Here is a 23,603-nt window from a genome sequence, read left to right on the forward strand (position 1 = left end):
TCCCCCTCACCACCGGTGCCCCGCGCGCCCAGCGATTCAGCACCTCGAGGTTCGGAAGCGGGACAACTCGCCGCGGGAGCCGATGCCGAGCTTGGGATAGGCCTTGTAGAGGTGGTATTCGACCGTGCGCGGGCTCAGGAACAGGCGACTTGCGATGTCCCGGTTGCTCACACCCTCGGCGGCGAGTCGAACGATGTGCAGTTCCTGCGGTGTCAGCCGGGCGAGTACGTCCGCGTCGCCGGTGTCGGCCGGTGCCGCGTCGCCGGTGGCGCGCAGCTCGCTCCGGGCCCGATCGGCCCACGGGTTCGCCGCCGACCGCTCGAAGCCGGCCAGCGCGGAGCGCAGCGGGGCGCGCGCGTCCACGCGCCGCCGGGCCCGGCGCAGCCATTCACCGTGCAGCAGTTCCGTGCGCGCCCGCTCGAACGGCCGCCCGCCCCGCTCGTGTTCACCGATCGCCGCGACGTAGAGCGCGTCGGCGGCGTCCGGTTCGGCAAGCAGCGCACCACAGCGCAGCGCGACCGCCATCGCCCACGGGGTCCCGCTCGCCCGGGCCCAGCGCTCGAACCGCGCCGCCGCTTCCCGGGCCCGCTCCGGGGTGCCGGCCCGGACGGCCGCCTCGACCAGATCGGCGTTCGCGGCCACGACGGCGGCGGTGTGTCGGGCCGGCCCGCGCGTGCACTCGGTCAGCCGACGCACCGCCGATTCGTAGCGCCCCAGGGTGAGATCGAGCAGTGCGTGTACGCAGTCCGCGGCGGCCGTCGTCTCGGCGACCCCGGCGAACGCGGGCGCTCCGGCGAGGTCGGCGTCGGCCGCGAGCGCCGCGCGGCACCCGTCCTCGTCGCCGCGTTCGGCGGCGATCCGGGCGGTGATCACACGAAGTCGCGCCATCCGGTAGACCTGACCGGTGTCGCGCGCGAAGGTGAGCGCCTCGGCGATGGTGGCCGCCGCGTCGTGCGGCAGGCCGGCCATCGCCTGGGCGTGCGCCTGGACCTGGAGCGCGCCGGGCAGCGCGCCGACCTGTCCGCGCGCCCGGGTGCGTGCCGCGTCGGTGGTGGACAGGTCCAGGGCCGCGTCGTCGTCGCCGAGCAGTACCGCGAGGTTGCCGGCGAGGATCCGGGTGAGCAGCAGGCCGGGCGGGTTCACCCGCACACCGGTGACGAAGGACCGCAGGATCGGCAGGGCACGCTCGGGATCGTCGTCGACCAGGTACGCGAGCGCGGTGATCGCGGCGGCCGGCGACGCGTGCTTCGCCGAGGCGTGCTTCGCCGAGGCGCCGGCGGTCGGCCGCAATGCGGCCGCGGCCGACTCCGACTCGGCCGCGAGGGCGGCCAGTTCGCGCAGTTCGACGTCCTCCGCCGCGGACCACGCGCTGCCGGCGGCCATGATCAGCAGTCTCAGCGTGAGTTCCGGGTGGGTGGGCGCGATCGGCCGGGCGTGCTCGATGAGCAGTCGGGCCGCCCCGCGCGGGGTGCCGCGTTCGCTCGCCGCGGTCGCCCGCACCATGGCCAATCCGGCCTGCGGCAACGGGTCCTCGATCCCGGCCAGGGCCCGCTCGGCCAACTCCGCCGCGTGCTCGGTACGCCCCGCGACCACGGCCATCTGGGCCGCCAGGACGCTGCGCCGGGCCCGGTCGGCGGGCTCCGGGCTGAGCCGGGCGGCCCGTTCGTGGATCGGCGCGGCGGCCCCGGTCGCGCCGCGCTCGTGCGCGTCCACGCCCGCCCGCTCCAACGCGGCCGCGACGCTCTCGTCGGGCCCGGCCGCGGCCTCGGCCAGGTGCCACAGTCGGCGCTCGCCGTCGGTGGCCGCGGCCAACGCCCGGTGTACCGCCAGGCGGCCGGCCACCCCGGCCCGCTGGTAGGCGGTCGAGCGCACCAGCGGGTGTCGGAAGGCGATCGTCGCGCCGGTGCCGCGCAGCAGGCCGGCCGCCACGCACGCGTCGAGGTCCTCGGCGCCGGCGCCCAGCGCCCGCGCGGCCCGGAGCACTGTGCCCAGGTCACCGGTGCCCTCGGCGGCGGCGACGGTCAACACCACGCGGGCGGGTTCGGGCAGCCGGGCGATCCGGTCCCCGAAGGCGGCCGACACCCGGTCGGTGACGGGCAGGGCGGTGGGCGGGTCGACCCGGCCGGTGCGCACGTCGGCGTCGAGTCCGGCGGCGAACTCGAGCAGGGCCAACGGGTTTCCGGCGGACTCGGCGATGATCCGCTCGCGCACCGCCGGGGTCAGATCCGGGACCCGCTCGGCCAACAGCGCCCCGGCCGGGTCGTGGTCCAACGCGGAGAGCGTCAGTTCGGGCAGCGCGCGGGACGGGAAGCCCTCCGCGGCGTCCCGTGCGGTGAAGAGCATCCCGACGCCCTCGGCGTCCAGCCGCCGGGCGGTGAACAGCAGCACCTCGGCGGAGGCGACGTCCAACCAGTGCGCGTCGTCGATCAGGCACAACAGCGGCCGCTCGCGGGAGAGGTCGGAGAGCAGGCCAAGCACGGCCGAGCCGACCAGGTACCGGTCCGGACCCGCCTGGGCCAGACCCAACGCGCCGCGCAGCGCCGCCGCCTGGACATCGGGCAGCGTGTCCAGTCGGTGCAGCACCGGCCGCAGCAGGCCGTGCAGCGCGGCGAACGGCAGGCCGGCCTCGGCCGCGACTCCGGCGGTGCGCAGCACCCGCAGACCGTCGGCGTCGCGCGCGGCCCCGTCCAGCAGCGTCGACTTGCCGATGCCGGCCGGCCCGCGCAACACCAGCACCGCGCTGCGGCCCAGGCGGGCACGTGCGATCACCGCCGCGATCTCGGCCCGCTCGACCTCTCGCCCCCACAATCGCACCCGCGACGCGTCGGTGATCCGGGAGCGGGGTGTGCTGGTCATCGGCGGAACTCTCCGGGGGCAGGTGCGGGTCGCCCACGCACCGGCTCTCGCCGCGGGTGGGGCGGCCGGGACCGGCCCGGGCACGGGTTCACCGTAGACGGTCGGCGCCCACCCCCTCGCGCGCCACCACCGGGCCGCCATCGAGCGCCCTCGCGGTCCCGCCACCCGGCCCCGACCGAGCGCCGCTCCGCGTCCTGTGCCGATCCCGTTCACGCGTGCGAAATCCCGCCACAAGCCGGCCGATTCGGCACGTTCTCCTTTCGTTGTCCAACGAGGAGACTATTGGCGCGGTACGACGGCCCACCCGCCCCATCCGCACCGGGGGGCACAGGTGGGCGCGGCGGCCCCGAACAACAGAAAGTCGCTCGGTTCGTGTAATGATCTGCCCGCCTTTTTGCAGGAAGGATCGATATGAGCCCCGTGAAGGTAGAGATCCGCGACGCCGGACCGCTCGACGTCGAGGTGGAAGAGGAAGCGGTCGAGTTCGAGGACGAGTCGAACCCGGACCGGCGGATCGAGGCGTGTCTGCCCGAGCCCTGGCCCACCGCGACGACGCGCGTCGGATGTGACTGGAAGGTCTGACCCGGACCCGACCGACCCGGTGCGCACGGCCCGATCGGCACCCATCGGCCCGATCGGGCTCGCGCCGGGGCACCCACGCGCGGCACCCCCTGCCCGCGGCGGATCCAAGCACGGCGAGAACCACAGAACGGCAGGAATCGCGGGAACGGCAGGAGCCGGCAGGAGGGGTGGCATTGGTGCGGTCGATCCCCCACGGATCCGCGCAGGATCTGCGCACGCGACTCGAGGCGCTCGTGGCCGGCCACGCCCGGCGGTGCAGCGCGGACGACGTCTGGCTGCACCTGTTCGACCCGAACATGCCCGTGCCCGACCACGGATGGAAACTGCACGTCTCGGCCCGGCCCGAGGACTTCCCCGAGACCCTGGACCTGGTGGTCCCGGTGCTGCTGCGCTATCGCTGCCTGGCCAAGTTCGCGGTGAGCGCCACCGTGTTGGAGGAACTGAACTCCGGGGTGCGCGATCCGGCCGTGGTCGGCAAGGCGGCCACCGTCTATCCGCGCGAACAGGACGTACCGGTCCTGGGCCGGGAACTGGCCGACGTGTTGGTCGGTCGCGCCGGCCCGCGCGTGCTCGGCGACCGCCGGGTTCGGCCGGACGCGCCGGTGTACTACCGCTACGGCCCCTTCCGGGCCACCGGATCCGGCGCCGCCGACTTGGTGATGACCGGCCCCGACGGGCAGCGCTTCCCCGGCCGGGCGAGCATTCGATACCGCCAACCCCCGTGGGCCGCAGACCCGTTCGGTGCCGCCGTGCCCGCCCCCGGGCGGGCCGCACGGCTGGTCGGCGGCCGATACCGACTCACCTCCGGCATCGCCCGCTCCCCGCACGGAAACGTCTACCGCGCCCTCGACACCACCACCGGCGAACGCGTGGTGGTCAAGCAGGCCAGGGCCTACGCGGGCGAGGACGGCGACGGCGTGGACGCCCGGGGCCGGCTGCGCCACGAGCGCGCCGTGCTGGCCGCGCTGGCCGATCTCGACGGGGTGCCCCGGGTCGTCGACCACGTGCGCCACGGCGAGGACGAATACCTGGTCACCACCGACTGCGGCCCCGCGGACCTGCGCCGCGACGTCCTGACACACGGCCCCTATCCGGGCGACGCGCGGCCCGGACGCCGGGTGTCCGCGCTGGCCCGCCGGTTGTTGACCGTACTGGACGCGATGCACGCCCGGGGCGTGGTGATGTGCGATCTGAAACCGGGCAACGTGGTCCTCGACACGGACGGCACCTGCCGACTGGTCGACTTCGGCATCAGCGCACTGCGCGCGCACCGCCCGGCCGGCGGCACGCCGGGCTACACCCTCGCGGTGGACCCCGCCGACGGCCCGGCCGATCCGGCGGACGACCTGTACGCGCTGGGCGCGACACTGCACTACGCGCTGACCGGGATGGATCCGGTGATCGTCGACCCCGACCGCGCGGTGGACCGCGATCGTACGCTGGCCTGCCTGGCCGCCGCGCTTCCCGGCGCCGCCCACCGACCGGTCCGGGCCCTGGTCGCCGGGCTGCTCAGCCTCGATCGCGAGGAGCGGCTGGCCTGCGCCCGGCGCCTGCGGGCCGGTCTGCCGGAGCCGGCGCACGGCCGCCGTTCGCCGACGCCGCCTCGCGTCGACGCCGACCTGCTGGACGACGTGATCGCGCACACGGTGGCCGGCTGCGTACCCGCCGCCGCCGCGCTGCCCGCCGCGTCGGGCGCGCGTCCGGGATCGACGCTGACGGTCTACGCGGGCGCGGCCGGAGTGGGCCTGGAACTGCTGCACCACCTCGACCACCCGGGCGTCGCGGAGGCGGTCACCGAACTCGCCCGCCGCACCGCGACACACCCCGAACTCGACGCGCTCTCCGGCGCGTTGTACACCGGCCGCACCGGGGTCGAGCTGTTCCTGCGCGCCGCCGCCGCACAGCCGGGCGGCGTTGTTCCCCTGCCGGTCTTCCCGCCCGATCCCCTGCCGTACGACGACACCGGCGACCAGATAGGTGGTGCGGCGGGCACCGGTACGGGCCACCTGCTGCTGGCGCGCCAGGCACACGCGGCGGGACGGATCGAGCAGGCCGCCCGGCACCTGGCCGCGGCGGATTCCTGCGCCAAGGCCCTCCTGGAGCGACCACGCGACGCGTGGCCCGGGACCGACGACCTGCCCCCGGCCTCGTCACGGGCGGCCTACGCGCACGGCTACGCCCACGGCGAGGCCGGCATCGTGCACTTCCTCCACGCCTGCCACGACACTCGTACCCGTGCGGGCGCAAACCCGGTCCCGGACCCGGAGGTCGGGCTCGCCGCACGCGAGGGTCTGGATCGACTCGCCGCGCACACACCCGAGTTGCTCGCGGAGGCGGCTCGTCCGGGCGCCGCCCGGCACTTCGCGTCCTGGTGTCGGGGAATGGCCGGGATCGGCACCGTCCTGCTCGCGGCGGGCGCGCGCGAACAGGAGCCCGAGCTGGTCGAACTCGGGCTGCGCTGCGCCCGGTTGTGTCATTCGCTCGCACCCCGGATGAGCCTGGTATCGCAATGTTGCGGTCTTTCCGGGGTCGGCGAGCTGCTCGTGGACGCCGCGCTCGTCACCGGCGACGACGAGCACTGGCGGGCCGCCGAGGATGTGGTGTCGCTGATCCTGGCACGCAGCGGCGGCACCACGCGGCGCCCGTTGTTCCCCGACAACACGCTCGCCGGTACCGACCCCGGCTGGGCCGGCGGCGGCACGGGCGTGCTGTCGCTGCTGCGCCGGCTGCGCGACCGGGGCGGCGAGCGCCTGTGCGCACCGCCGCCGAGAGCCGCCTCCGGGTCCTGACCACCGCGACGGGTCTCGGCTCCAGAGCGTGTCTTCAATCCCCCGTCGGGCTCCGCGGCGTGAGCGCGGCGAGGAGCCCGAAGGGCGGATGCGGTGCCGGGCGTCGTGGAGGTCGGCGGGGGATTGAAGACACGCCCTAGGCGCCCGGGACCCAGTAGCCGTGAACCTCGGTGACCTGCGGCGGAGCCGGGCTCGGCGGGAAGCCCAACTCCTCGGCCACCGGCATCAGCCGAGTGTTGAACGCGTCCATCGCCGCCCGCGACTCCCACAGGTCGATGATCCGTACGCCGTCGTCCGTCGGGATCGCCACATGGGCCAGACATCCCTCCGCCGGGATCTCGCCGGACCGCACGCGCGCGGAGAGTTGCTCGTACTGTTCCTTCTCGACCCCAGGCAGATCGATCTGCATGAGAATGGCCATCACGGTCCTCCAGTCGTGCCGACGCCTTCGGTGGGAGGGCATCACCTCCCATCCTTGCCGTTCACGCACGACCCGCAACCGGGACGGCCGCCGGTACCGGCGGCGTTCCGGCCGCGCTCGGCACGACCGGTGACGCGCGCGGCGTCAACCTCGCGCCGAGTTACCCGGTACCGGGCCGGAACTCCGCGCGACCCCTTGCCACCGCCCCGACGTCTTCCAAGACGACCAAGTCGCCCGAGTGCTGAGCCTGTTCGACGGCCGGCACACCGAACCGCAGATCCCGGCCGAGTTGCCCGACCGGCTCGAGGCGCTGTTCAGCCCGGAGTTCGCGACCGGCCGCGGCGCGCCGGCCGGCCGCTTCCTCGCCGCCATGCGGGAGAACGGCACGACCTGCGGATGGGCTCCGCGAGTACCCGTCGCGCTGTTCGGCGCCCGAGACGACCGGGAGGTGCCCTTCGCCGACTCCCTCGCCTGCGCCGCCGAACTCACCGAACGCGGCGCCGACCCGACCCTGATCGACCTCGGCGACCTCCCCCACCGCCCCCTCCGGAATCCAGGCGGCTCCGCGCATCCCGCGCCGGTTCGCCGACCGGCCCCGACCGCCGGGCCGGTGCCGCACGGCGGTGCGTCCACCCGCCCGCCGGATCGGCATCGGCCGCGCGGATTGCCTCCACCACCCCGACGGCACGTGGTGTACGGCTGCGGAACAGGGCATACAAGGGGAATCCGCCGGAGCGCGGGACCGAGGAGGAAGGAGCCGAATGCCGTCGGAAGTCGATCTCGCCGCGGCGCTGTCCAGGGTCAAGGAGAGCGAGACCTCGCTGGTCGCGCAGGTGCTGCGGACCACCGTGGCGGCGGTGACGTCCTACGTCGCCGCCCTGTTCCTGGCCGGCGCCCATCCGCAGCCGATCCTGGCCCCGCTCACCGCGCTCCTGGTCGTCCAGGTCACCTCGTACGCGACGTTCACCACCGGCGTGCAGCGGGTAGCCAGCGTGGTCTCGGGTGTGCTCATCGCGGTGCTCTTCAGCGAGGCGGTGGGGCTGAACTGGTGGAGTCTGACCCTGCTGCTGCTGGCCTCGCTCGGTCTGGGGCACCTGATCCGGCTGGGCGACTCGATCAACGAGGTGGCGATCAGCGCGATGATCGTGCTCGGCGTCAGCCAGGTCGGGGACACCGCGTGGGACCGGGTCGCGGAGACCTTGATCGGGGCCGCCGTCGGCATGGTGTTCTCGCTCGTCCTGGCCCCGCCCGTGCACGTGCGGCCCGCGAACGAGGCGGTGATGTCCGCCTTCGACGCGCTGACCCGGCTCCTGGACACCATGGCCCGGGAGATCGGCGACGACGTCACCCACGACCGGGCGCACGGCTGGCTGGAGGAGGCGCGCCGGATCGACCGGGACATCGTGCGGGTGGACGCGACGTTGTCCACGGCCGAGGAGGGCACCCGATTCAACCCGCGTGGCCGACGCGCCACGGTGCGCGTGCTCGCGCTGCGCAGCGGCCTGGACACCGCCGAGATCAGCGCGGTGGCGCTGCGCATGGTGTGCCGGTCGCTGAGCGGGCTGTACGCGCCGGGCGAGCACGGCGAACCGGCGTACACCGAGATCCCGTTGGCCACCGCACAGTCGCTGCGCAGCCTGTTCCACTCGCTGGCGGCGCTGTTCGCGGCGTACGGCCACCTGCTGGTGCTGCACGGCCAGGACCGTCCGGAGGACTCCGCGCAGGCCGAGGTCACCCTGCGCGAACGGCTGGCCGAGGCGGAGGAGGACCGATTGCGTACCGAGGCGATCCTGCTCGCCGACTCGATCACCAACCCGGACCGCTGGGAGCTGTACGGGACGCTGCTGACCGCGGTGGACAAGCTGGTCGACGAGACCCGGCCGGCGGGCACTCCGGGCGACCTGGCGCAGCGGATCGAGGAGCGTCGCCGGCGTCTGGCCCAGGAGCGCCGGCTCCGGGCCGCGGTGGCCAGACCCGGTCCGGTGTTGCGGGAGGGCATCCGGTGGGTGGTGACGCCGACCGATCGCCTGCTGCGGGTCCCGCGCCGGCTGCACCGACACACACTGCGACGGCGCGGGTGACCGGTCGCCGCCCGGGCCCGCCCGCGACCCGTGCTCGCCGCGCCCCCCGATCCGCCCCGAGCCCGGCCCGGGTGGCCGGTGCGCAAGCCGCGCCCCGGCCACCCCTGGATCCGAAATGAGCCCACCCCCGTGCACGAGCTCATGTCGAAACGGCCGCTTGCCGGGTGTTCGGGGCAACCCCCGACAAGCGGCCATGGGTGAAGCCAAGCAGCCGAGGTCCGCCACGACATCCCGTCCCGGGTGGAAGAGTCGGTCGAACCGACGTGGTAGTTCGCCGCGGTGGGGTCAACCCTCGGAGTAGCCCAGCCGACGCCGTGACCGCGCCGGTCGGCACGTACCCTGATGAGCCCCGACGCCAAGGACCGGACATCGTGCGACACAACCCCGAAGCACCACCGACGATCGATATCGTCGCGGCGGCCGGCGAGCCCTTCGGGGTCGCCCTGGCCGGCGCTCGCGGTCTTCGTCTGCGCGGTCTGTCGGACCGGGAGAGCGACGGCGTCGACTTCGCCCTGGCCGCGCGCGACGCCGGGAGGCTCTCCGCCGCCCGCGGCGCGATCGTCGCGGCGCTGACCGACGCGGGCTGCCGGGTCGGCGTCGACGGCAGGGCCGGCACCAAGACCTTCGTCCGGATGACCGTGCGGCCGGCCGGGGGCGGGAAGGGCACACCGCTGACCCTGCACGTCGCGTCCCGTACGCACGAGCCCACCGTCGTGGACGGTGTCCCGGTGCTGCACCCCGACGATCTGGTCGCGGCCAAGGTGGTCACCCTGGGTCTGCGCTCGGAGGTGCGGGACGCCTTCGACGTCTTCGCGCTCGCCGACCGCTACGACACCGGCCGGCTGCTCGAACTGGCCCTGGCGCACGATCCCGAGCTGCGCGCGGAGGACTTCCTGACCGCGTTCAAGCACGTCACCGAGCGCGAGGACGCCGAATTCGGCCCGCCCGCCGCGCGGGCCGCCGCCGTCCGCGCCTGGTTCCAGGACTGGTTCACCGAACTCTCCGCCCGACACAGCCGCCCGATCGCCGCCGCGCTCGACCCCGAGGTACTGGCCAAACTGGCCGCGCTGGCCGAGCCGGACGAGCACGCTCCCGGCGGCGGACCGGTGTGAATCGCGCCGCCCGCCCCGCCGCACGGTCGCTCAGCCGCGTCGGCCGCCGGGTGTGACCAGCCCGGTCTCGTACGCCAGCACCACCGCCTGCGCCCGGCTGGACAGGTTCAACTTGGCCAGCGCGCGGTTGAAGTGGGTCTTGACCGTCGACTCGGTGACCACCAGGGTGCCGGCGATCTCGTTGTTGGCCATCCCGGTCCCGACCAGGCGCAGCACCTCCAACTCCCGCCCGGTGAGCGTCTCCAGGTCCGGCGGCACGTCGCCGGTCGGCGCGCTCGCGAACGCGACGTAGGTCTCGATCAGCCGCCGGGTGACGCTGGGCGCGAACAGCATGTCGCCCGCCATCACCGCGTCGATCGCCGCCAACAGCCGCTGAGGGCCGATCTCCTTGAGCAGGAAACCGGACGCCCCGGCACGCAGCGCGGCGTAGACGTACTCGTCCAGGTCGAACGTGGTCAGCACCACGATCCGGGGCGGTGTGCCCTCGGCGGCGGCCAGAATGCGCTCGGTGGCCTCCACGCCGCTCACTTCGGGCATCCGGATGTCCATCAGGATCAGCTCCGGGCGCAGCTTCGCGGCCAGGTCGATCGCCTCGGCCCCGTCGGACGCCTCGCCGACCACGTCGATCCCCGGGGCCGCGCGTAATAACGCGGCCAGGCCCGCCCTGATCAGGATCTGATCGTCGACCACCAACACCTTGGTCACCCCGTCGGTCCCTTCGTCACGTCGGTACGAGGCGGCCTAGACATCCCCGCTCTCGGCCGACGCGGTGGGCTCGGCCGGGATCGGCAGGACGAGACCGACCTCGAATCCCCCGGTGGGCCGCCGTCCCGCAACAAGCGTCCCGCCGTAGAGCTTGGCGCGCTCGGACATGCCGATCAACCCGTGCGCCGCCACCCCACCGATTGTGCCCGGATCGAACCCCTGCGGGGCGGTACTCGCGGTCCCGTCTCCCCCGTCGTCGGTCACGGTTATCCGCAAGTGGTGTGGACCGAAGTCCACCACCAGGTCGACCCGGGCGGTACGGGCGTGTTTGAGGACATTGGTCAGGGCCTCTTGGACGATCCGGTACGCGCACAGCTCGATGCCCGGGGACAGCGGGCGCGCGACGCCCAGCGTCGTGGAGCGCACGTCCACTCCCGCGGCCCTGATCCGGCGCACCACCTCGCCGAGTCGGGCCAGCCCCGGCGCCGGATCCAGCCGGTCGTCGGCGGTCCGCCCGCGCGCGGCGTCCGGCGGTTCCTCGTCGACGTCGGACGTGTCCTCCTCGTCCGCGCGCAGCAGCATCAACATCCGGCGCATCTCGTCCAGGGTCTCGCGCGTGGTTTCGCCTATGGTGCGCAACGCCGCCTCGGCGGTGGGCGGATCCGAGGTCAGCACGTACTCGGCGAGGCCGGCCTGCACGGAGATCACCGACACGTGGTGGGCGACCACGTCGTGCAGTTCGCGCGCGATCCGCACCCGCTCGTCGGTCACCGCCCGGCGGGCCCGGGCCTCCTGCTCACGGGCCAGTCGGGCGGTCAAGATCGCGTACTGCGCGTTGCGTTCGCTCAGTCGCCGGGCCGCGACGCCGAACCAGCAGATGCCCGGCGGGATGACCAGGATCTGGGCGACGACGGTGGTCATCGAACCCCCGTCCGCGGCCAGTCCGGCGTACAGCCAGGTGGCGCCCACCGCCACCACGCAGCCGACCATGGTCCGGATCGATCGGTGCGCGGCGACCGTGTAGATCCCCATCAGCGTGCCGAGCGAGTTCACCACCGGCCAGTAGCCCAGCGCGATGTAGACCACTTGGAGGGCGAGCATGACCAGCAGGACCGGGACCGGGGCGCGGCGGCGCAGGATCAGCGGCAGGTTGATCACCACGATCAGCGCGAAACCGAGCGTGTCGGTCTCGCGCCAGTCCCCGGTGGGATCCTCGTGGGCCAACAGCAGACTGACCACGATGTAGGACAGCGCGAGGATCGCGTCCACCACCGTCGTGGGGAGGTTGACGGACAGCCTGCTCCGCACCGTTCGGGCCCGCATCGGCGCAGCGTAGCCCGTGATCGACGGGCCGTCGTCAAACCGACGGTCCACACCCGTCTACCACGCTGGTTGTAGACCGCTACGGCGAGCGCCGCGCGGGTGGACGGCCGACCGCGGGCGGAGGCGGTGGTGCGAGACTGGTTCGTGTGCCCGCCGATACCGACCCCGCGATCGTCCTCGACGGGACCGGCGACGACCGACTCGTGCGCTGAAGGCACGACGGGCGGGTGGTCGAGGTGGCCTTGGATCGGCCGCCGCGCTCGGTGGTGGTGTGGGCGGACCGGGTCCTGGTGGTCGAGGCCCTGGATCCGGAACCGGGCACACCCACGGACAACGCCGTCGTGTTCGCCGCGCACGGCGCCGCGTCGGTGCGGTTGCGCCCACCGCGGGACCTGGTCGCGGAGCCGTCGTGGGTGATCGGCTTCCATCTCGCCCACCTCGACGCCGAGGGGCAGCCGATCCTGGTGGTCGCGACCCGCTCCGGCGACTTTTGGGGCAGACCGGACCTGGCGACGGGCGGTCTCGCCGACGTCCGCACCTGGCGCTGATCGCCGCGACCCGCGCGCCGCGCGCCGGGCGGTCACGGATACGCAGCGATCGGCCGGCGGTTTGGCAAATGTTGCCGTCGAGGGCTCGGCCGGTACAGCGTGTACTGAACACGATCACCGGTGCCGCGGCGGGTGCATGTCGCCGGTCACGGCCCCGGGTCGAGGCGAGCCGGGCAGTACGGGTGTCGAGGGGTGTGTGCCGTGTCGCAGGCGTGGTGGGACGACGAGGGCGTCGACGCGGGCGGCCTGGGTGGGCCCGAGGATGTGGTCGCCCGGCTCGACGGCGTGGACTACCTGGCCGGCGCCGGCATCGGCACCGCCGCCTACCTCGCGCTGCGGATGGGTCGGCCGCTGCTGCTGGAGGGCGAGCCCGGGGTGGGCAAGACCGCGCTCGCCCAGGCGTTGTCGGCCGCGTTTCGCGTGCCGCTGTTCCGGCTCCAGTGCTACGAGGGTTTGGACGCCTCGCAGGCGCTCTACGACTGGGACTTCCCGCGCCAGATGTTGCACCTGCGGGCGGCCGGCGCGGCGGGCGAGACCGATGCCGCGGCCCTGGAGGCGGGGCTGTACGACCGGCGCTACCTGATCGCCCGGCCGGTGTTGCAGGCGATCGAGGCGGCGCCGGCGGTGCTGCTCGTGGACGAGGTGGATCGGGCCGACGACGAGTTCGACGCGTTCCTGCTCGAGGTGCTCTCCGACTTCGCGGTGACCGTGCCCGAGCTGGGCCGGATCGCCGCGAAGGTGCCGCCGCTGGTGGTGCTGACCTCCAACCGCACCCGCGAGCTGCACGACGCGCTCAAGCGACGCTGCCTCTACCACTGGCTCGACCACCCCGACCACGCGCAGGAGGTGGCGATCGTGCGCCGCCGACTGCCGGAGGTGAGCTCCCGGCTGGCCGAGGACGTGGTCCGTGCCGTCGGGCGGCTGCGCGCGGCCGACCTGGTCAAACCGCCCGGCGTGTCCGAGACCCTGGACTGGGCCGGCGCGCTGCTCGTGCTCGGCGTGCGCGAGCTCGACCCCGACAGTGCCGCACGCACGCTCGGCGCGGTGCTCAAGCACCGGGAGGACCTGGACGGCGTACGGGCGGCCGGGCTGGTTCGGCTGCTCGCGGCGGGCGGCTGAGATGGCCGGGCGCGGTCCGCTGGACGCGGATACGGTGCGCGCCGCGGCCGCGGCGCCGACCCGGCGTGACGGGGTGGAGACGCTGGTCGCCTTCGCGCGCACCGTCCGGGCCGCCGGTGTGCCCGCCGACCCGGGGCGCGTGCAGGCGTTCCTGACCGCCGCGGCCGAGCTGGGCGCCGACGCGCGGCCGGCCACCTACTGGGCGGGCCGGCTCACGCTGTGCTCCACGCCCGGGGAACTGGCCCGCTACGACGCCGCGTTCACCGCGTACTTCGACTGCGAACAACCGCCGCCCGGGCGCCGCCGACCCGACGTCGACGTCGAACGCGCCGTGGGCCTGCCGGGCCCCGACGAAGTGCCGCCCCGCCGGGAGGAGTCGGACGACGAACCCCGGATCGCCGCCGCCGACCGCACCGAGATCCTGCGCCGGCGCGACATCGCCGCGCTGGATCCGGCCGCGCGTGCCGAGTTGCGCCGACTGCTCGCGCTGCTGCGCCCGGCCGCGCCGACCCGGCGCACCCGGCGCCGGCGGCCGGCCCGACACGGGCGGATCGACCGCACCCGCACGGTGCGCGCCGCGCTGCGGACCGGAGAGTTCGACCGGCTGCGCTACACCGACCGGGTCGTCCGGCCGCGCCGGCTGGTGCTGCTGCTCGACGTCAGCGGCTCGATGGCGCCGTACGCGGACGCGCTGCTGCGCTTCGGCCACGCCGCGGTTCGGCGCCGCCGCGGCGCCGAGGTGTTCACCATCGGTACCCGGCTGACCCGGATCAGCCGGGAGCTGGCCCACACCGACCCGAACCGGGCGCTGGCCGCGGCGTCCGCCGCCGTACCCGACTTCAGCGGCGGCACCCGGCTCGGCGATCAGCTCCACGCCTTCCTGGAGGGCTGGGGCCGGCGCGGCGTGGCCCGGGGCGCCGTGGTGGTGATCGCCTCGGACGGCTGGGAGCGCGGCGACCCGGACCGGCTCGCGGTGGGCATGGCCCGGCTGCACCGGCTCGCGCATCGGGTGATCTGGGTCAATCCGCACCGTGCCCGAGAGGGGTATCAACCCCTGGCGGCGGGTATGGCCGCGGCTCTTCCATACGTTGACGACTTTGTCGCCGGGCACAGCCTGGCGGCCCTGGAGGAACTGTGTGCACTGCTGGTGGACGAGCGAGGGACCGGGTGAACGGCCATGCGTGAACTGCTCGACCACCTGGAGGCGTGGTACGGGGACGGGCGCACCTTCGCGCTCGCGACCGTGGTGTCCACACTGCGCAGTGCCCCGCGCGACGCGGGTGCGGTGATGGCGGTGTCCGCCGACGGCGTGGCGCTGGGCAGCGTCTCGGGCGGGTGCGTCGAGGGCGACGTGTACGAACTCGCGCGGGAGGTCATCGCCGAGGGCCGGCCGCGTACCGCCGCGTACGGGATCAGCGACGACGACGCGCTGATGGTGGGCCTGACCTGCGGCGGCACCCTGGAGGTGTACGTCGAGCCGATCGACCCGGCGCGCTATCCGGAATTTCCCGAGCTGATCGCCGCGCTGCGCGAGGGCCGGCCGATCGCGGTCGCCACCGTGGTCGCGGCCCCGGACCCGGATCGGCTCGGCACCCGGGTGGTGGTCGGCGCGGACGAGGGCGGCGCGGGCGAGGCCGGGAGCGGTCCGTTCGTGCCCGCGCTGCGCGCGTTGCTCGCGGACGATCGCACCACGCTGGCCCGGCCGGACGGCGACGCGCTGGTTCCGGTCGAGGCGCTCGGCGTACGACAGGACGAGATCGTCTTCGTGCGCTCGTACCTGCCGCGCCCGCGGTTGCTGGTGTTCGGCTCGAACGACTACGCGGTGGCGGTGGCCCGCGCGGGCGCGTTCGCCGGGTTCCGGGTGACGGTGTGCGACGCGCGCCCGGTGTTCGCGACCGCGGAGCGTTTTCCCGACGTCGACGAGTTGGTGGTGGACTGGCCCGACCGCTACCTCGCGGACACCCGGGTGGACGGGCGCACGGCGGTGTGCGTGCTCACCCACGATCCCAAGTTCGACGTTCCGGTCCTGGTCCGGGCGTTGCGCATGCCGGTCGCCTACGTCGGCGCGATGGGCAGTCGCCGGGCGCACGAGGACCGGTTGTCGCGGCTGCGCGAGGCGGGCGTGACCGAGGCCGAGTTGGCGCTGCTGCACTCCCCGATCGGCCTGGACCTGGGTGCGCGCACTCCGCAGGAGACCGCGATCGCGGTACTCGCCGAGATCGTCCGGGCCCGTCACGGCGGCTCCGCCCGCCCGCTGTCGCTGACCGACGGCCGCATCCACCGCTGAGCACCACGCGGCCGCCGCGACCGAGCCGCACACGTGCCGCACGTGCGGCACCACCCGGCACCGCAAGGAGCCCGCCGCGCGATTCGCGTGGCGGGCTCCTTGCGGTGCCGGGTGGTGCCGAAGGTCAGCCGATCGGCGGTATCGCCTCCGCCAGCGCCCGGACCGCCGCGACGAAGCAGTCCGCCGGCGGGGTGACCAGGCCCGCGCCGACCTGACCGGTGCCCGCGACCTTGCCCGCGATGCCGGTGTTGATCTGCGGCAGGATGCCGGTGCGCACCACCTTGGTCACGTCGATCCCGGTCGGCGTGCCGCGGAAGTCCAGCACCGGGATCTGGTAGGCCGGGTTCTCCGCGAGGGTGATCTCGTACATCCGCCGGGTCGCGGCCAGCGCGTCGTCCACCTCGCCGCCGATGAACCGCACGATCGCCGGTGCCGCCGCCATCGCGAAGCCGCCGATGCCGGCGGTCTCGGTGATCGCCGAGTCGCCGATGTCCGGGTTGGCGTCGTCCGGGCCGTACGCGCCCAGGTACAGACCGTCCGGGACCTCGGCGGGGCCGGTGTACCAGCGGTCGCCGGTGCCGGAGACCTGGATGCCGAAGTCGGTGCCGTTGCGCGCCATCGCCACCACGAGCGAGGAGCCGGGCACGTCGCGGCCCGCGTCCATCGCCAGCTTGCAGGCGGGCATGTCCAGGTTCAGGAAGAAGTGGTCGTTGCCGCCGACGAAGCGGGCCGCCTCGGCGATGTCCGAGGTCGGCGCGCCGCTGTCGATCATGTTCGGCAGCAGTTCGCGCAGCAGCATCAGGGTGCCGGCGCGGTTGCGGTTGTGGCCCTCGTCGCCCATCTGCAACATCTGCGCGATGATCGCCCGGATGTCGATCGCCTCGCCCGCGCGCACCGCGGTGCGCAGCAGCGGACCGAGCACCGCGGACATCCAGCGCAGCCGCTCGATCACCTCGGGCCCGTACGCGCCGTAGCGCAGCACCTTGCCCAGGCCCTCGTTCAGCGAGCACCACGCGCGGGTGCCGTGCGTGGTGTCCTCGAGTTCGAACATCCACATCGACGGGCTGACCACGCCCGCCATCGGCCCCACCGCGTGGTGGTGATGGCACGAGTCCAGTTCGGCGTGACCCTCGGCGAGGAACTTCTCCGCCGCCTCGGGGGTGTCGGCCAGGCCCTCGAAGAGCACCGCGCCGATCAGCGCGCCGCGCATCGGCCCGGACGCCCGCGCCCAGTCGATCGGCGGTCCGGCGTGCCGGAACTGGCCGGCCTTCAGACCCAGCGCCTCGCTCGCGGGCTTGACGTCCACCAGGTGCGGCGTGGATGCCAGCACCCGTTCGATCGCGACCTTGTTGGCCGCCTCGCGGCGCGCGTCGGCGAGCACCGCGGCCAGCGCGTCGGCGGTGCCGGGCAGCGGCGGGCGCCAGTCGACGGCGGTCACCGGTACGGCCTGCGCGGCCAGCGCGTCGGCGAGCAGATCGGCGCCGACCGTCACCACGGACGGGTCCCGGGTCAGCAGCGTGCCGCCTCGGGGGTTGGGAGCACTCACGCGTCGAGCCCTTCTACGATCGCCACGGCGCGCCGGGCGGCCTCGGCATTGGACAGGTGGACCTCGGCGCCGGCGGCGGTCAGGGTGCGGGCCTGGGCGTCCAGGTCCTGCGGGTCCAGGTCGGTGCCGCACAGCGAGATCAGGACGGCGGGGGCGTCCGGTCCGGCGGCGCGCAGCACCTCGGCCAGGTCGGCGGCCGGGTCCGGGTGCGCGCCGTGTCCCAGGACGACGTCCAGGAGCAGGACCGCGGTGGCCGGGTCGGCCAGTTCCTCGGCGAGCCGCTCCAGGCGCAGGCTCGGGTCGATCATCGGGTGCGGGCGGCCCGCGGTCAGGCCGTCGTCGCCGAAGTCGATCATCAGGTGCCCGGCCGTGCGCAGGTCGGCGGGCAGCGCCCAGTCGGCCCGCAACGGGATGTTGGAGGCGATCGGGCCGAGCCGGTCGGCGGCGATGATCATCGCCTCGTCGCACAGCGTGCCGCCGCAGAACAGCCCGCGCAGCGCGCCGGTACGGGTGGGCACGGTCCGCTCGGGACGCCAGGTCCGGTCCTGGACGCCGGCGTGTCCGATGGCGGCCAGCGCCTTGGTCGCGGCGGCGGTGAGGTCCTCGCGGCCCTGCCCGAGGAAGGCCAAATGCACCGGTGTGGACAGCGTCGAGGCGTAGCGCTCGACCTCGGCCGCGACCGAGTCGGCGGGCGGCTTGGAGACCACCACGATCAGTTCGGTGGCCGGGTCGGCGTCCAGCATCGCCAGCGCCTGGAGCGTCGAGCGGGCGCCGACCGCCTCGCTCAGGTCCCGTCCGCCCACGCCCAGGCAGTGGCTGACGCCGCTGCCGGCCGCGTGCAGCAGGCACATCAGTTCCTGCGATCCGGTGCCGGAGGCGGCCACGATGCCGATCGGTCCCGGGCGCACGGAGTTGGCGAAGCCGAGGCCGACGCCGCCGACCAGCGCGGTGCCGCAGTCCGGGCCCATCACCAGGAGGCCGCGTTCGCGGCCCACGTCCTTGAGTCGGATCTCCTGCTCGACGGGCACGTTGTCGCTGAAGATCAGCACGTCCAGGCCCGCTTCGAGGGCGTCCATCGCCTCGGCGAAGGCGTGCGGTCCGGGTACCGAGACCAGCGCGAGGCTCGCGTCGGGCGTGGCACCGGCGGCGGTACGGATCGTGCGCGGCGGGACGCCGGCGGCGGAGCCGATCCCGGTGCCGCCGCCGGTGGACAGGACCAGGGCCTGTTCGAGCACCTCGACGGCGCGCCGCAGCGCGTCGTCGTCGTCGGCCCGGATCGCCACGATCAGGTCGTTGGGTCCGGCGCCGTCCGGGGTCTCGAAGCCCATGCCCGCCAACAGGCCGACGTTGAGTTCCGTCGCCATGGCGACGAGCGCCTTGGTGACCCCGTCCACCGCGGATACCGATCGGCTCACCTGCATCAGGCTGACCGAGTCTCGGTATGTTCCGCGGCGCAGCTCAAGCGCGCTGCTCACGGGCGCTCCTTCCTTCGGGGTACGGGAGTTCGGTGGGACCGCCGCAGCCGCGAGGGGCTCCGGCGATCGCTGGTGCGAGATCTGCGTCGGCCGCCTCGGCCCCGGCCAGGACGCCGTGGGCCAGGTCCGCGCCGGAGGTGTGACCCACCGTCAACAGGCGGCGCAGGCAAGGGATGACGTCGGTGTCCCGGCCCACCGCACCGATCAGGTCGATCAGTTGCCCGCAGCCGTCGCCGCGGACGGCGTGGCCGAGCAGCGCGGCGGACAGGTCGGTGGTGCGGCCCGGGGCGTGTGCCGTGACGCGCGCGCCGAGGGCGCTCGCGTGCCGGCCGCCGGCCCGGTCGGGGGCGAGCAGGCGCAGCGCGAGCAGGAAGCCGCACAGCGCGTCGTCGCCGCTGGGGGTCAGTCCCGGGCCCAGGCCGATCAGTCGCAGCGCGGCGGCGTACGCGCGATCGGGGTCGGTCGCGACGTGTCGGCCCAGTTCGGCCAAGTGGGCGCGCGCGTCGGCGGACAGGCCGGTGCGTACCGGCTCCAGTGCGGTGCGCAGCGTGGCGCGCCCGGCCCGGCGGGTGTCGGTGTCGCCCGGCGCGGGCGGGCGCGGCGGGGTCCACCAGCGGGCCGCCGGCACCCGCAGCGGGCCGATGCGCACGCGGCCGTCGCCGATGTGGGCGTGCCGGTGGCCGGCGAGTGCGGGGAAGGGGGACGCGCTGCTGCGGCCGGCGACCACGAGGGCGTTGGGCAGTCGGACCGCGTCGTGCGTGCACAGGGCCAGGACCGTGTCGTCCGGGTCGGCGAGGTAGATCGCGGCCGGGAAGACGCCGAGAACCCGCGCGGGCCGGGTCGACGCGCACAGTGCCGCGCGGATCCGCTCGGAGGCCGAGCCCGGCATCGTCACCGTCGCCGGATCGCCATTGTCTCCCGGGTCTACCACGGTGGTGCCTCCCGGGAACGGTGCGGAATCGAGGTGGTGTGGAGCGGACGCGAAGTGGTACGGGGATCGACGTGCTGTCGTGCCGAGTGCTGTCGTGCCAGGTGTTGCCGTGCCGGGTGTTGCCGGGTCGAGCGATGCCGGGTCGAGTGGCGCCGGGTCCACCGGTGCCGGGCCCGACGACGCCCCTGGTCGAAACGGTGCGGAGTCGATGATCGACACGGTGTGGCCGAGGTCTCCGGGGCGGTGGGCCCCGGTGTGACCTGTCATCCGGTGCCACTCAAATCGGACCGGCTCAATGTCTGTTGTGAACGTAATCCAATGGCTATGGTCCTCGAATGGAGCAAGTTGCCAACCTTGGCGGAGATAATTCGCGTAATTTGCCAAGCCCTGGTGGAAGTCCGGGCGGGGTGCGAACCGCGAGTACCGGCACGCTCGTCCGCGGCGTCGCGGTGCGCGACGTGCTGAGCCTGTCCAGCCTGTCCGGCGCCCGGCTGATGGCCGGCGAGCGCGGCTTGGACCGCGTGGTGCAGCGGCTCAACGTGATGGAGGTCCCGGACATCCTGCCCTGGACCAAACCGCACGAACTCCTGCTGACCACCGGCTACCCGCTGCGCGAGACCCCGCAGTCCCTGTGCGATCTGGTGACCGAGTTGGAGTCGCGCCGACTCGCCGCGGTGGGCATCAAGCTGGGCCGCTACCTGGACGAGTTGCCCGCCGACATGCTGGAGGCCGCCGACCGGGTCGGCCTGCCGATCATCCGGCTGCCCGACGACGTCGCCTTCGACGACATTCTCAACCAGGTGCTCACCGATATCCTCAACCGGCAGGCCGCGGTGCTGGCCCGCTCCGAGGAGGCGCACCGCGCGCTGGTCAGTGTGGTGCTCGCGGGCGGCGGCCTGGAGGCGATCACCGACGAACTCAGCCGCCTGCTGGGCGGCACCGTCATGGTCACCACACCCGACGGGCGACTGCTCGCGTCGTCGGCCTCCGAACAGGTCGCGGCCACATCCAGCGGGCGCGGCGTGTTCGACGCCACCGGCCGCTTCCGGGTGGAGCGCTTCAAGCACGGCGCGCGGGCCCTGGAGGACCCGACCACCGGGGTGGCCCTGGTGCCGATCCTGGCCGGTGCCCTCGACCACGGCCGGGTCGTCCTGATCTCCGCCGGGCGCACGCTCGACGAGAGCGACATCCAGGTGTTGGAACGGGCCGCCGCCACAGCGGCACTGGTGATCACCAAGGAACTCGCGGTCGCCGCCGTGGAGAGCAAGTACCAGGGCGACTTCATGCGCGACCTGCTGGCCGGCCGGGCCGGCGACCCGGCGCACACCGTGCGGCACTGCGCGTCGCTGGGCTGGGCGATCGACCGCCCGCTGACCGTGGTGGTCGCGCAGTTGGAACCCGGCGAGGGCCTCGACCCGGAGTCGGACGACCTGCGGCCCGCCCACGAACGCTTCGCCACCGCGTGGGGCATCGTGGTGCGCGAACGCGATCCGCGCGCGGCCGTGGTCGGCTACAGCCAGGAGGTCGTGGTGGTGATGGGCGCCTCGGAGCGCACCCCGCCAGGCGAGTTGGTCCGGCACATGGTCGCCCAGGTCTCCGGCGACGGCGGCGGCGGGCGCCGCTCGTTCTCCACCGGGGTCAGCCGCGTGGTCACCGACCCCGCGCTGCTGCCCGAGGCCTACGAACAGGCGCGCCGCGCGGCCAAGGTCGGCCGGCAGATGCACGGTCCGGGCGGCATCGCCGACTTCGACAGCCTGGGCGTGTACCGCCTGCTCAGCCTGGTCCCCGACTCGGCCGAACTGACCAGCTTCATGCGGGAGACCCTCGGCGAACTCGCGAGCCGCGAGGACGAGGAGACCACCGATCTGCGCACCACCCTGGAGGTGCTGCTCGACACCAACCTGAACGTGGCCGAGACGGCCCGGATCCTGCACTTCCACTACAACACGCTGCGCTACCGGATCGGCAAGCTCGAACGGTTGCTCGGCGCGTTCACCACGGATTCGCATCTACGGCTCAACATCATGCTGGCGCTCCAGGTGCGCCGCATGCGCGGGCTGTAGCGTAGCGCGCACGTACGGAGAGACCCTTGGTTGTTCATCCATACGCCGAGACGAGTCGGCAACAAACCTTGGGTGAATTTCACAACACCACCAGGCCGGATCTGTCAGCTATCACCCAAGCCGCAGTGTCCGACCCGTCCATAACCTTCCCCCAACCTCGTGGCGAGAACGGCGAACATCACCGGATCGCGCTCACCGTGCCGGGTCGTGCGACAACGAATCGCCCTCGCACCCCCCTACGCCTGGAAGGCGGCTGAACATGGCACTCGGCTTGGGATGGAAGCTCTACGGGGACGGCAGCACCCCACCTCCGGGTGAGGTCGTACGCCCCGACGAACGACTCTCGTGGGGTCGGACCATCGGTCTGGGCGCACAGCACATCGTCGCGATGTTCGGCGCGACATTCGTATTCCCGGTGGTCATGGGTCTGGACCCCAACCTGGCGATCATGATGTCGGGTCTGGCCACGGTGGTCTTCCTGCTCATCGTGCAGGGGAAGATCCCCAGCTACCTCGGCACCAGCGCCGCGTTCGTCGGCGCGGTCGCCACCATCCGCGCCTCCGGCGGCTCCAGCGCGACGGTGACCGGAGCGATCCTGGTCGCCGGCGCGGTACTCGCGCTCGCCGGCGTGCTGATCCACCTGCTCGGCGCCGAACTCGTCAACAAGGCGCTGCCGCCGGTGGTCACCGGCGCCGTGGTGCTGTTGATCGGCTTCAACCTGGCGCCCGTGGTGGCCGAGGTGTACTGGCCGCAGGACCAGTGGATCGCCATCCTGACGATGACCGCGGTGATCGCGATGACCGTGCTGCTGCGCGGCTTCTGGTCCCGGATCGCGATCTTCCTCGGCCTGGTCTTCGGCTACGCGATGTCGTGGCTGTTCGACAAGGGCTTCGGGCAGATCACCTCGGCCCAGCCCGGTCAGCACGACGGCAAGGAGTTCGCGCACGACCGGGTCGACTTCTCCGGTGTCACCTCCGCCGACTGGTTCGGGCTGCCCTCCACGCACGCCCCGGACTTCAAGACCTCGGCGATCCTGGTCGCGCTGCCCGCCGTGATCGCGCTGATCGCGGAGAACGCCGGCCACGTCAAGGCGGTCTCCGAGATGACCGGCGCCGACCTGGACGGCAGCCTGGGCAAGGCGATCACCGCGGACGGCCTGGGTACCGTGATGGCCAGCGCGGTGGGCGGCTCGCCCACCACCACCTACGCCGAGAACATCGGCGTCATGGCGGCCACCCGGGTCTACTCCACCGCCGCCTACTACGTGGCGGCCGCCGTCGCCGTGTTGTTCGGCCTGTGTCCCAAGTTCGGCGCGCTGATCGCGGCCACCCCCGGCGGCGTGCTCGGCGGCATCACCGTCGTGCTCTACGGCATGATCGGCCTGCTCGGCGCCAAGATCTGGATCGAGAACAAGGTCGACTTCGCCAACCCGATCAACCTGGTCCCGGTCGCGGCCGGCGTGGTGATCGGCATCGGCGGCGTCGCGATCAAGTTCAACGACGACTTCACCATCGAGGGCATCGCGCTGGGCACCATCGTCACCCTGGTGATATACCACGCCCTGCACGCCCTGGCCCCCTCGCACATGCGCGACCCCAAGGCCCCCGCCGACGTCGAACTCGAGGGCGGCACCGCGCTGTCCCTGGGCACCGTGGAGGAACACCGGCCCGCGGAGCAGCCGTTGACCGGCTCCACCGCCGCCGCTCCGCCGCCGAAGACGCCGTCCAGCTGACGCCGACACACGAGGCGCACCACCGCACGCGAC

The 23,603-nt window shown here is 73.6% G+C and carries 17 protein-coding genes; 10 read left to right on the forward strand and 7 right to left on the reverse strand.

Features of this window, described 5'->3' with window-relative positions; all coding sequences use genetic code 11:
• Positions 1 to 36: 36 nt before the first annotated feature.
• Positions 37 to 2,856, reverse strand: a complete 2,820-nt coding sequence (locus ACIRL2_RS34150; RefSeq protein WP_402237364.1) for an AAA family ATPase — start codon at positions 2,854 to 2,856, stop codon at positions 37 to 39.
• Positions 2,857 to 3,267: 411 nt separating this feature from the next.
• Between ACIRL2_RS34150 and ACIRL2_RS34155 the strand changes: the two genes are divergently transcribed.
• Positions 3,268 to 3,438, forward strand: coding sequence for an SflA family class IV lanthipeptide (locus tag ACIRL2_RS34155; RefSeq protein WP_331770546.1), 171 nt, complete (start codon positions 3,268 to 3,270; stop codon positions 3,436 to 3,438).
• Between the two features lie 176 nt (positions 3,439 to 3,614).
• Entirely contained in the window at positions 3,615 to 6,227 is a 2,613-nt protein-coding gene (gene lanL / locus ACIRL2_RS34160; protein WP_402237368.1) for a class IV lanthionine synthetase LanL, read from the forward strand.
• A 136-nt stretch (positions 6,228 to 6,363) separates the two neighbouring features.
• Here the strand turns inward: lanL and ACIRL2_RS34165 are convergent, their stop codons facing one another.
• Positions 6,364 to 6,648 carry a hypothetical protein gene (locus ACIRL2_RS34165; protein WP_395870158.1) on the reverse strand — a complete coding sequence of 95 codons (285 nt, stop codon included), beginning with the start codon at positions 6,646 to 6,648 and terminating at the stop codon, positions 6,364 to 6,366.
• A 761-nt stretch (positions 6,649 to 7,409) separates the two neighbouring features.
• Between ACIRL2_RS34165 and ACIRL2_RS34170 the strand changes: the two genes are divergently transcribed.
• Positions 7,410 to 8,729, forward strand: a complete 1,320-nt coding sequence (locus tag ACIRL2_RS34170) for an aromatic acid exporter family protein (protein ID WP_395870160.1) — start codon at positions 7,410 to 7,412, stop codon at positions 8,727 to 8,729.
• Between the two features lie 371 nt (positions 8,730 to 9,100).
• A complete protein-coding gene (locus ACIRL2_RS34175) occupies positions 9,101 to 9,841 on the forward strand; it encodes a nucleotidyl transferase AbiEii/AbiGii toxin family protein (protein ID WP_402237372.1) in 741 nt (246 codons plus the stop codon).
• 30 nt (positions 9,842 to 9,871) lie between these two features.
• On the opposite strand, the gene ACIRL2_RS34180 is transcribed toward ACIRL2_RS34175, so the two are convergent.
• Complete coding sequence (locus ACIRL2_RS34180; RefSeq protein ID WP_331770552.1) at positions 9,872 to 10,546, reverse strand: response regulator transcription factor; 675 nt, start codon at positions 10,544 to 10,546, stop codon at positions 9,872 to 9,874.
• 36 nt (positions 10,547 to 10,582) lie between these two features.
• On the reverse strand, positions 10,583 to 11,869 hold the full coding sequence (locus ACIRL2_RS34185) for a sensor histidine kinase (protein WP_402237375.1): 1,287 nt from the start codon (positions 11,867 to 11,869) through the stop codon (positions 10,583 to 10,585).
• Between the two features lie 227 nt (positions 11,870 to 12,096).
• On the opposite strand from ACIRL2_RS34185, the gene ACIRL2_RS34190 reads away from it, so the two are divergent.
• The 4 genes from ACIRL2_RS34190 to ACIRL2_RS34205 all read left to right on the forward strand — a co-directional run bounded on the left by ACIRL2_RS34190 (position 12,097) and on the right by ACIRL2_RS34205 (position 15,823).
• Positions 12,097 to 12,417, forward strand: coding sequence for a hypothetical protein (locus tag ACIRL2_RS34190; RefSeq protein WP_395870167.1), 321 nt, complete (start codon positions 12,097 to 12,099; stop codon positions 12,415 to 12,417).
• Between the two features lie 201 nt (positions 12,418 to 12,618).
• Positions 12,619 to 13,536: an AAA family ATPase gene (locus tag ACIRL2_RS34195; protein WP_402237379.1), complete on the forward strand. Its 918-nt coding sequence runs from the start codon at positions 12,619 to 12,621 to the stop codon at positions 13,534 to 13,536.
• 1 nt (position 13,537) lies between these two features.
• Positions 13,538 to 14,707, forward strand: a complete 1,170-nt coding sequence (locus tag ACIRL2_RS34200) for a VWA domain-containing protein (protein ID WP_395870171.1) — start codon at positions 13,538 to 13,540, stop codon at positions 14,705 to 14,707.
• A 6-nt stretch (positions 14,708 to 14,713) separates the two neighbouring features.
• The gene (locus ACIRL2_RS34205) at positions 14,714 to 15,823 is read left to right on the forward strand and encodes an XdhC family protein (RefSeq protein WP_402237381.1); all 1,110 of its coding nucleotides are present in this window, start codon (positions 14,714 to 14,716) and stop codon (positions 15,821 to 15,823) included.
• A gap of 124 nt (positions 15,824 to 15,947) precedes the next feature.
• Here the strand turns inward: ACIRL2_RS34205 and ACIRL2_RS34210 are convergent, their stop codons facing one another.
• The 3 genes from ACIRL2_RS34210 to ACIRL2_RS34220 are packed head-to-tail and all read right to left on the reverse strand — an operon-like array spanning position 15,948 to position 19,775.
• Positions 15,948 to 17,369 carry a DUF1116 domain-containing protein gene (locus ACIRL2_RS34210; RefSeq protein WP_395870175.1) on the reverse strand — a complete coding sequence of 474 codons (1,422 nt, stop codon included), beginning with the start codon at positions 17,367 to 17,369 and terminating at the stop codon, positions 15,948 to 15,950.
• Complete coding sequence (fdrA, locus tag ACIRL2_RS34215; RefSeq protein WP_402237384.1) at positions 17,366 to 18,844, reverse strand: acyl-CoA synthetase FdrA; 1,479 nt, start codon at positions 18,842 to 18,844, stop codon at positions 17,366 to 17,368. The genes ACIRL2_RS34210 and fdrA overlap by 4 nt, the downstream gene beginning before the upstream one ends.
• Positions 18,828 to 19,775 (reverse strand): DUF2877 domain-containing protein, encoded by a 948-nt coding sequence (locus ACIRL2_RS34220; protein ID WP_395870179.1) that lies wholly within the window; start codon positions 19,773 to 19,775, stop codon positions 18,828 to 18,830. Before ACIRL2_RS34220 ends, fdrA begins: the two co-directional genes overlap by 17 nt.
• A gap of 407 nt (positions 19,776 to 20,182) precedes the next feature.
• On the opposite strand from ACIRL2_RS34220, the gene ACIRL2_RS34225 reads away from it, so the two are divergent.
• Together ACIRL2_RS34225 and ACIRL2_RS34230 are read left to right on the forward strand one after the other, a co-directional pair.
• Entirely contained in the window at positions 20,183 to 21,838 is a 1,656-nt protein-coding gene (locus tag ACIRL2_RS34225; protein WP_331770560.1) for a PucR family transcriptional regulator ligand-binding domain-containing protein, read from the forward strand.
• A gap of 259 nt (positions 21,839 to 22,097) precedes the next feature.
• Positions 22,098 to 23,570: a uracil-xanthine permease family protein gene (locus ACIRL2_RS34230; protein WP_395870181.1), complete on the forward strand. Its 1,473-nt coding sequence runs from the start codon at positions 22,098 to 22,100 to the stop codon at positions 23,568 to 23,570.
• Positions 23,571 to 23,603 lie beyond the last annotated feature (33 nt).

The organism is Embleya sp. NPDC127516, from assembly GCF_044765325.1.
Classification (GTDB): domain Bacteria; phylum Actinomycetota; class Actinomycetes; order Streptomycetales; family Streptomycetaceae; genus Embleya.

Excerpts from the sequence above, each read along its gene's own strand:
- ACIRL2_RS34150 (WP_402237364.1), bottom strand. The coding sequence starts at position 2,856 with ATGACCAGCACACCCCGCTCCCGGATCACCGACGCGTCGCGGGTGCGA.
- ACIRL2_RS34155 (WP_331770546.1), top strand. The coding sequence starts at position 3,268 with ATGAGCCCCGTGAAGGTAGAGATCCGCGACGCCGGACCGCTCGACGTC.
- ACIRL2_RS34165 (WP_395870158.1), bottom strand. The coding sequence starts at position 6,648 with ATGGCCATTCTCATGCAGATCGATCTGCCTGGGGTCGAGAAGGAACAG.
- ACIRL2_RS34170 (WP_395870160.1), top strand. The coding sequence starts at position 7,410 with ATGCCGTCGGAAGTCGATCTCGCCGCGGCGCTGTCCAGGGTCAAGGAG.
- ACIRL2_RS34185 (WP_402237375.1), bottom strand. The coding sequence starts at position 11,869 with ATGCGGGCCCGAACGGTGCGGAGCAGGCTGTCCGTCAACCTCCCCACG.
- ACIRL2_RS34200 (WP_395870171.1), top strand. The coding sequence starts at position 13,538 with ATGGCCGGGCGCGGTCCGCTGGACGCGGATACGGTGCGCGCCGCGGCC.
- ACIRL2_RS34205 (WP_402237381.1), top strand. The coding sequence starts at position 14,714 with ATGCGTGAACTGCTCGACCACCTGGAGGCGTGGTACGGGGACGGGCGC.
- ACIRL2_RS34230 (WP_395870181.1), top strand. The coding sequence starts at position 22,098 with ATGGCACTCGGCTTGGGATGGAAGCTCTACGGGGACGGCAGCACCCCA.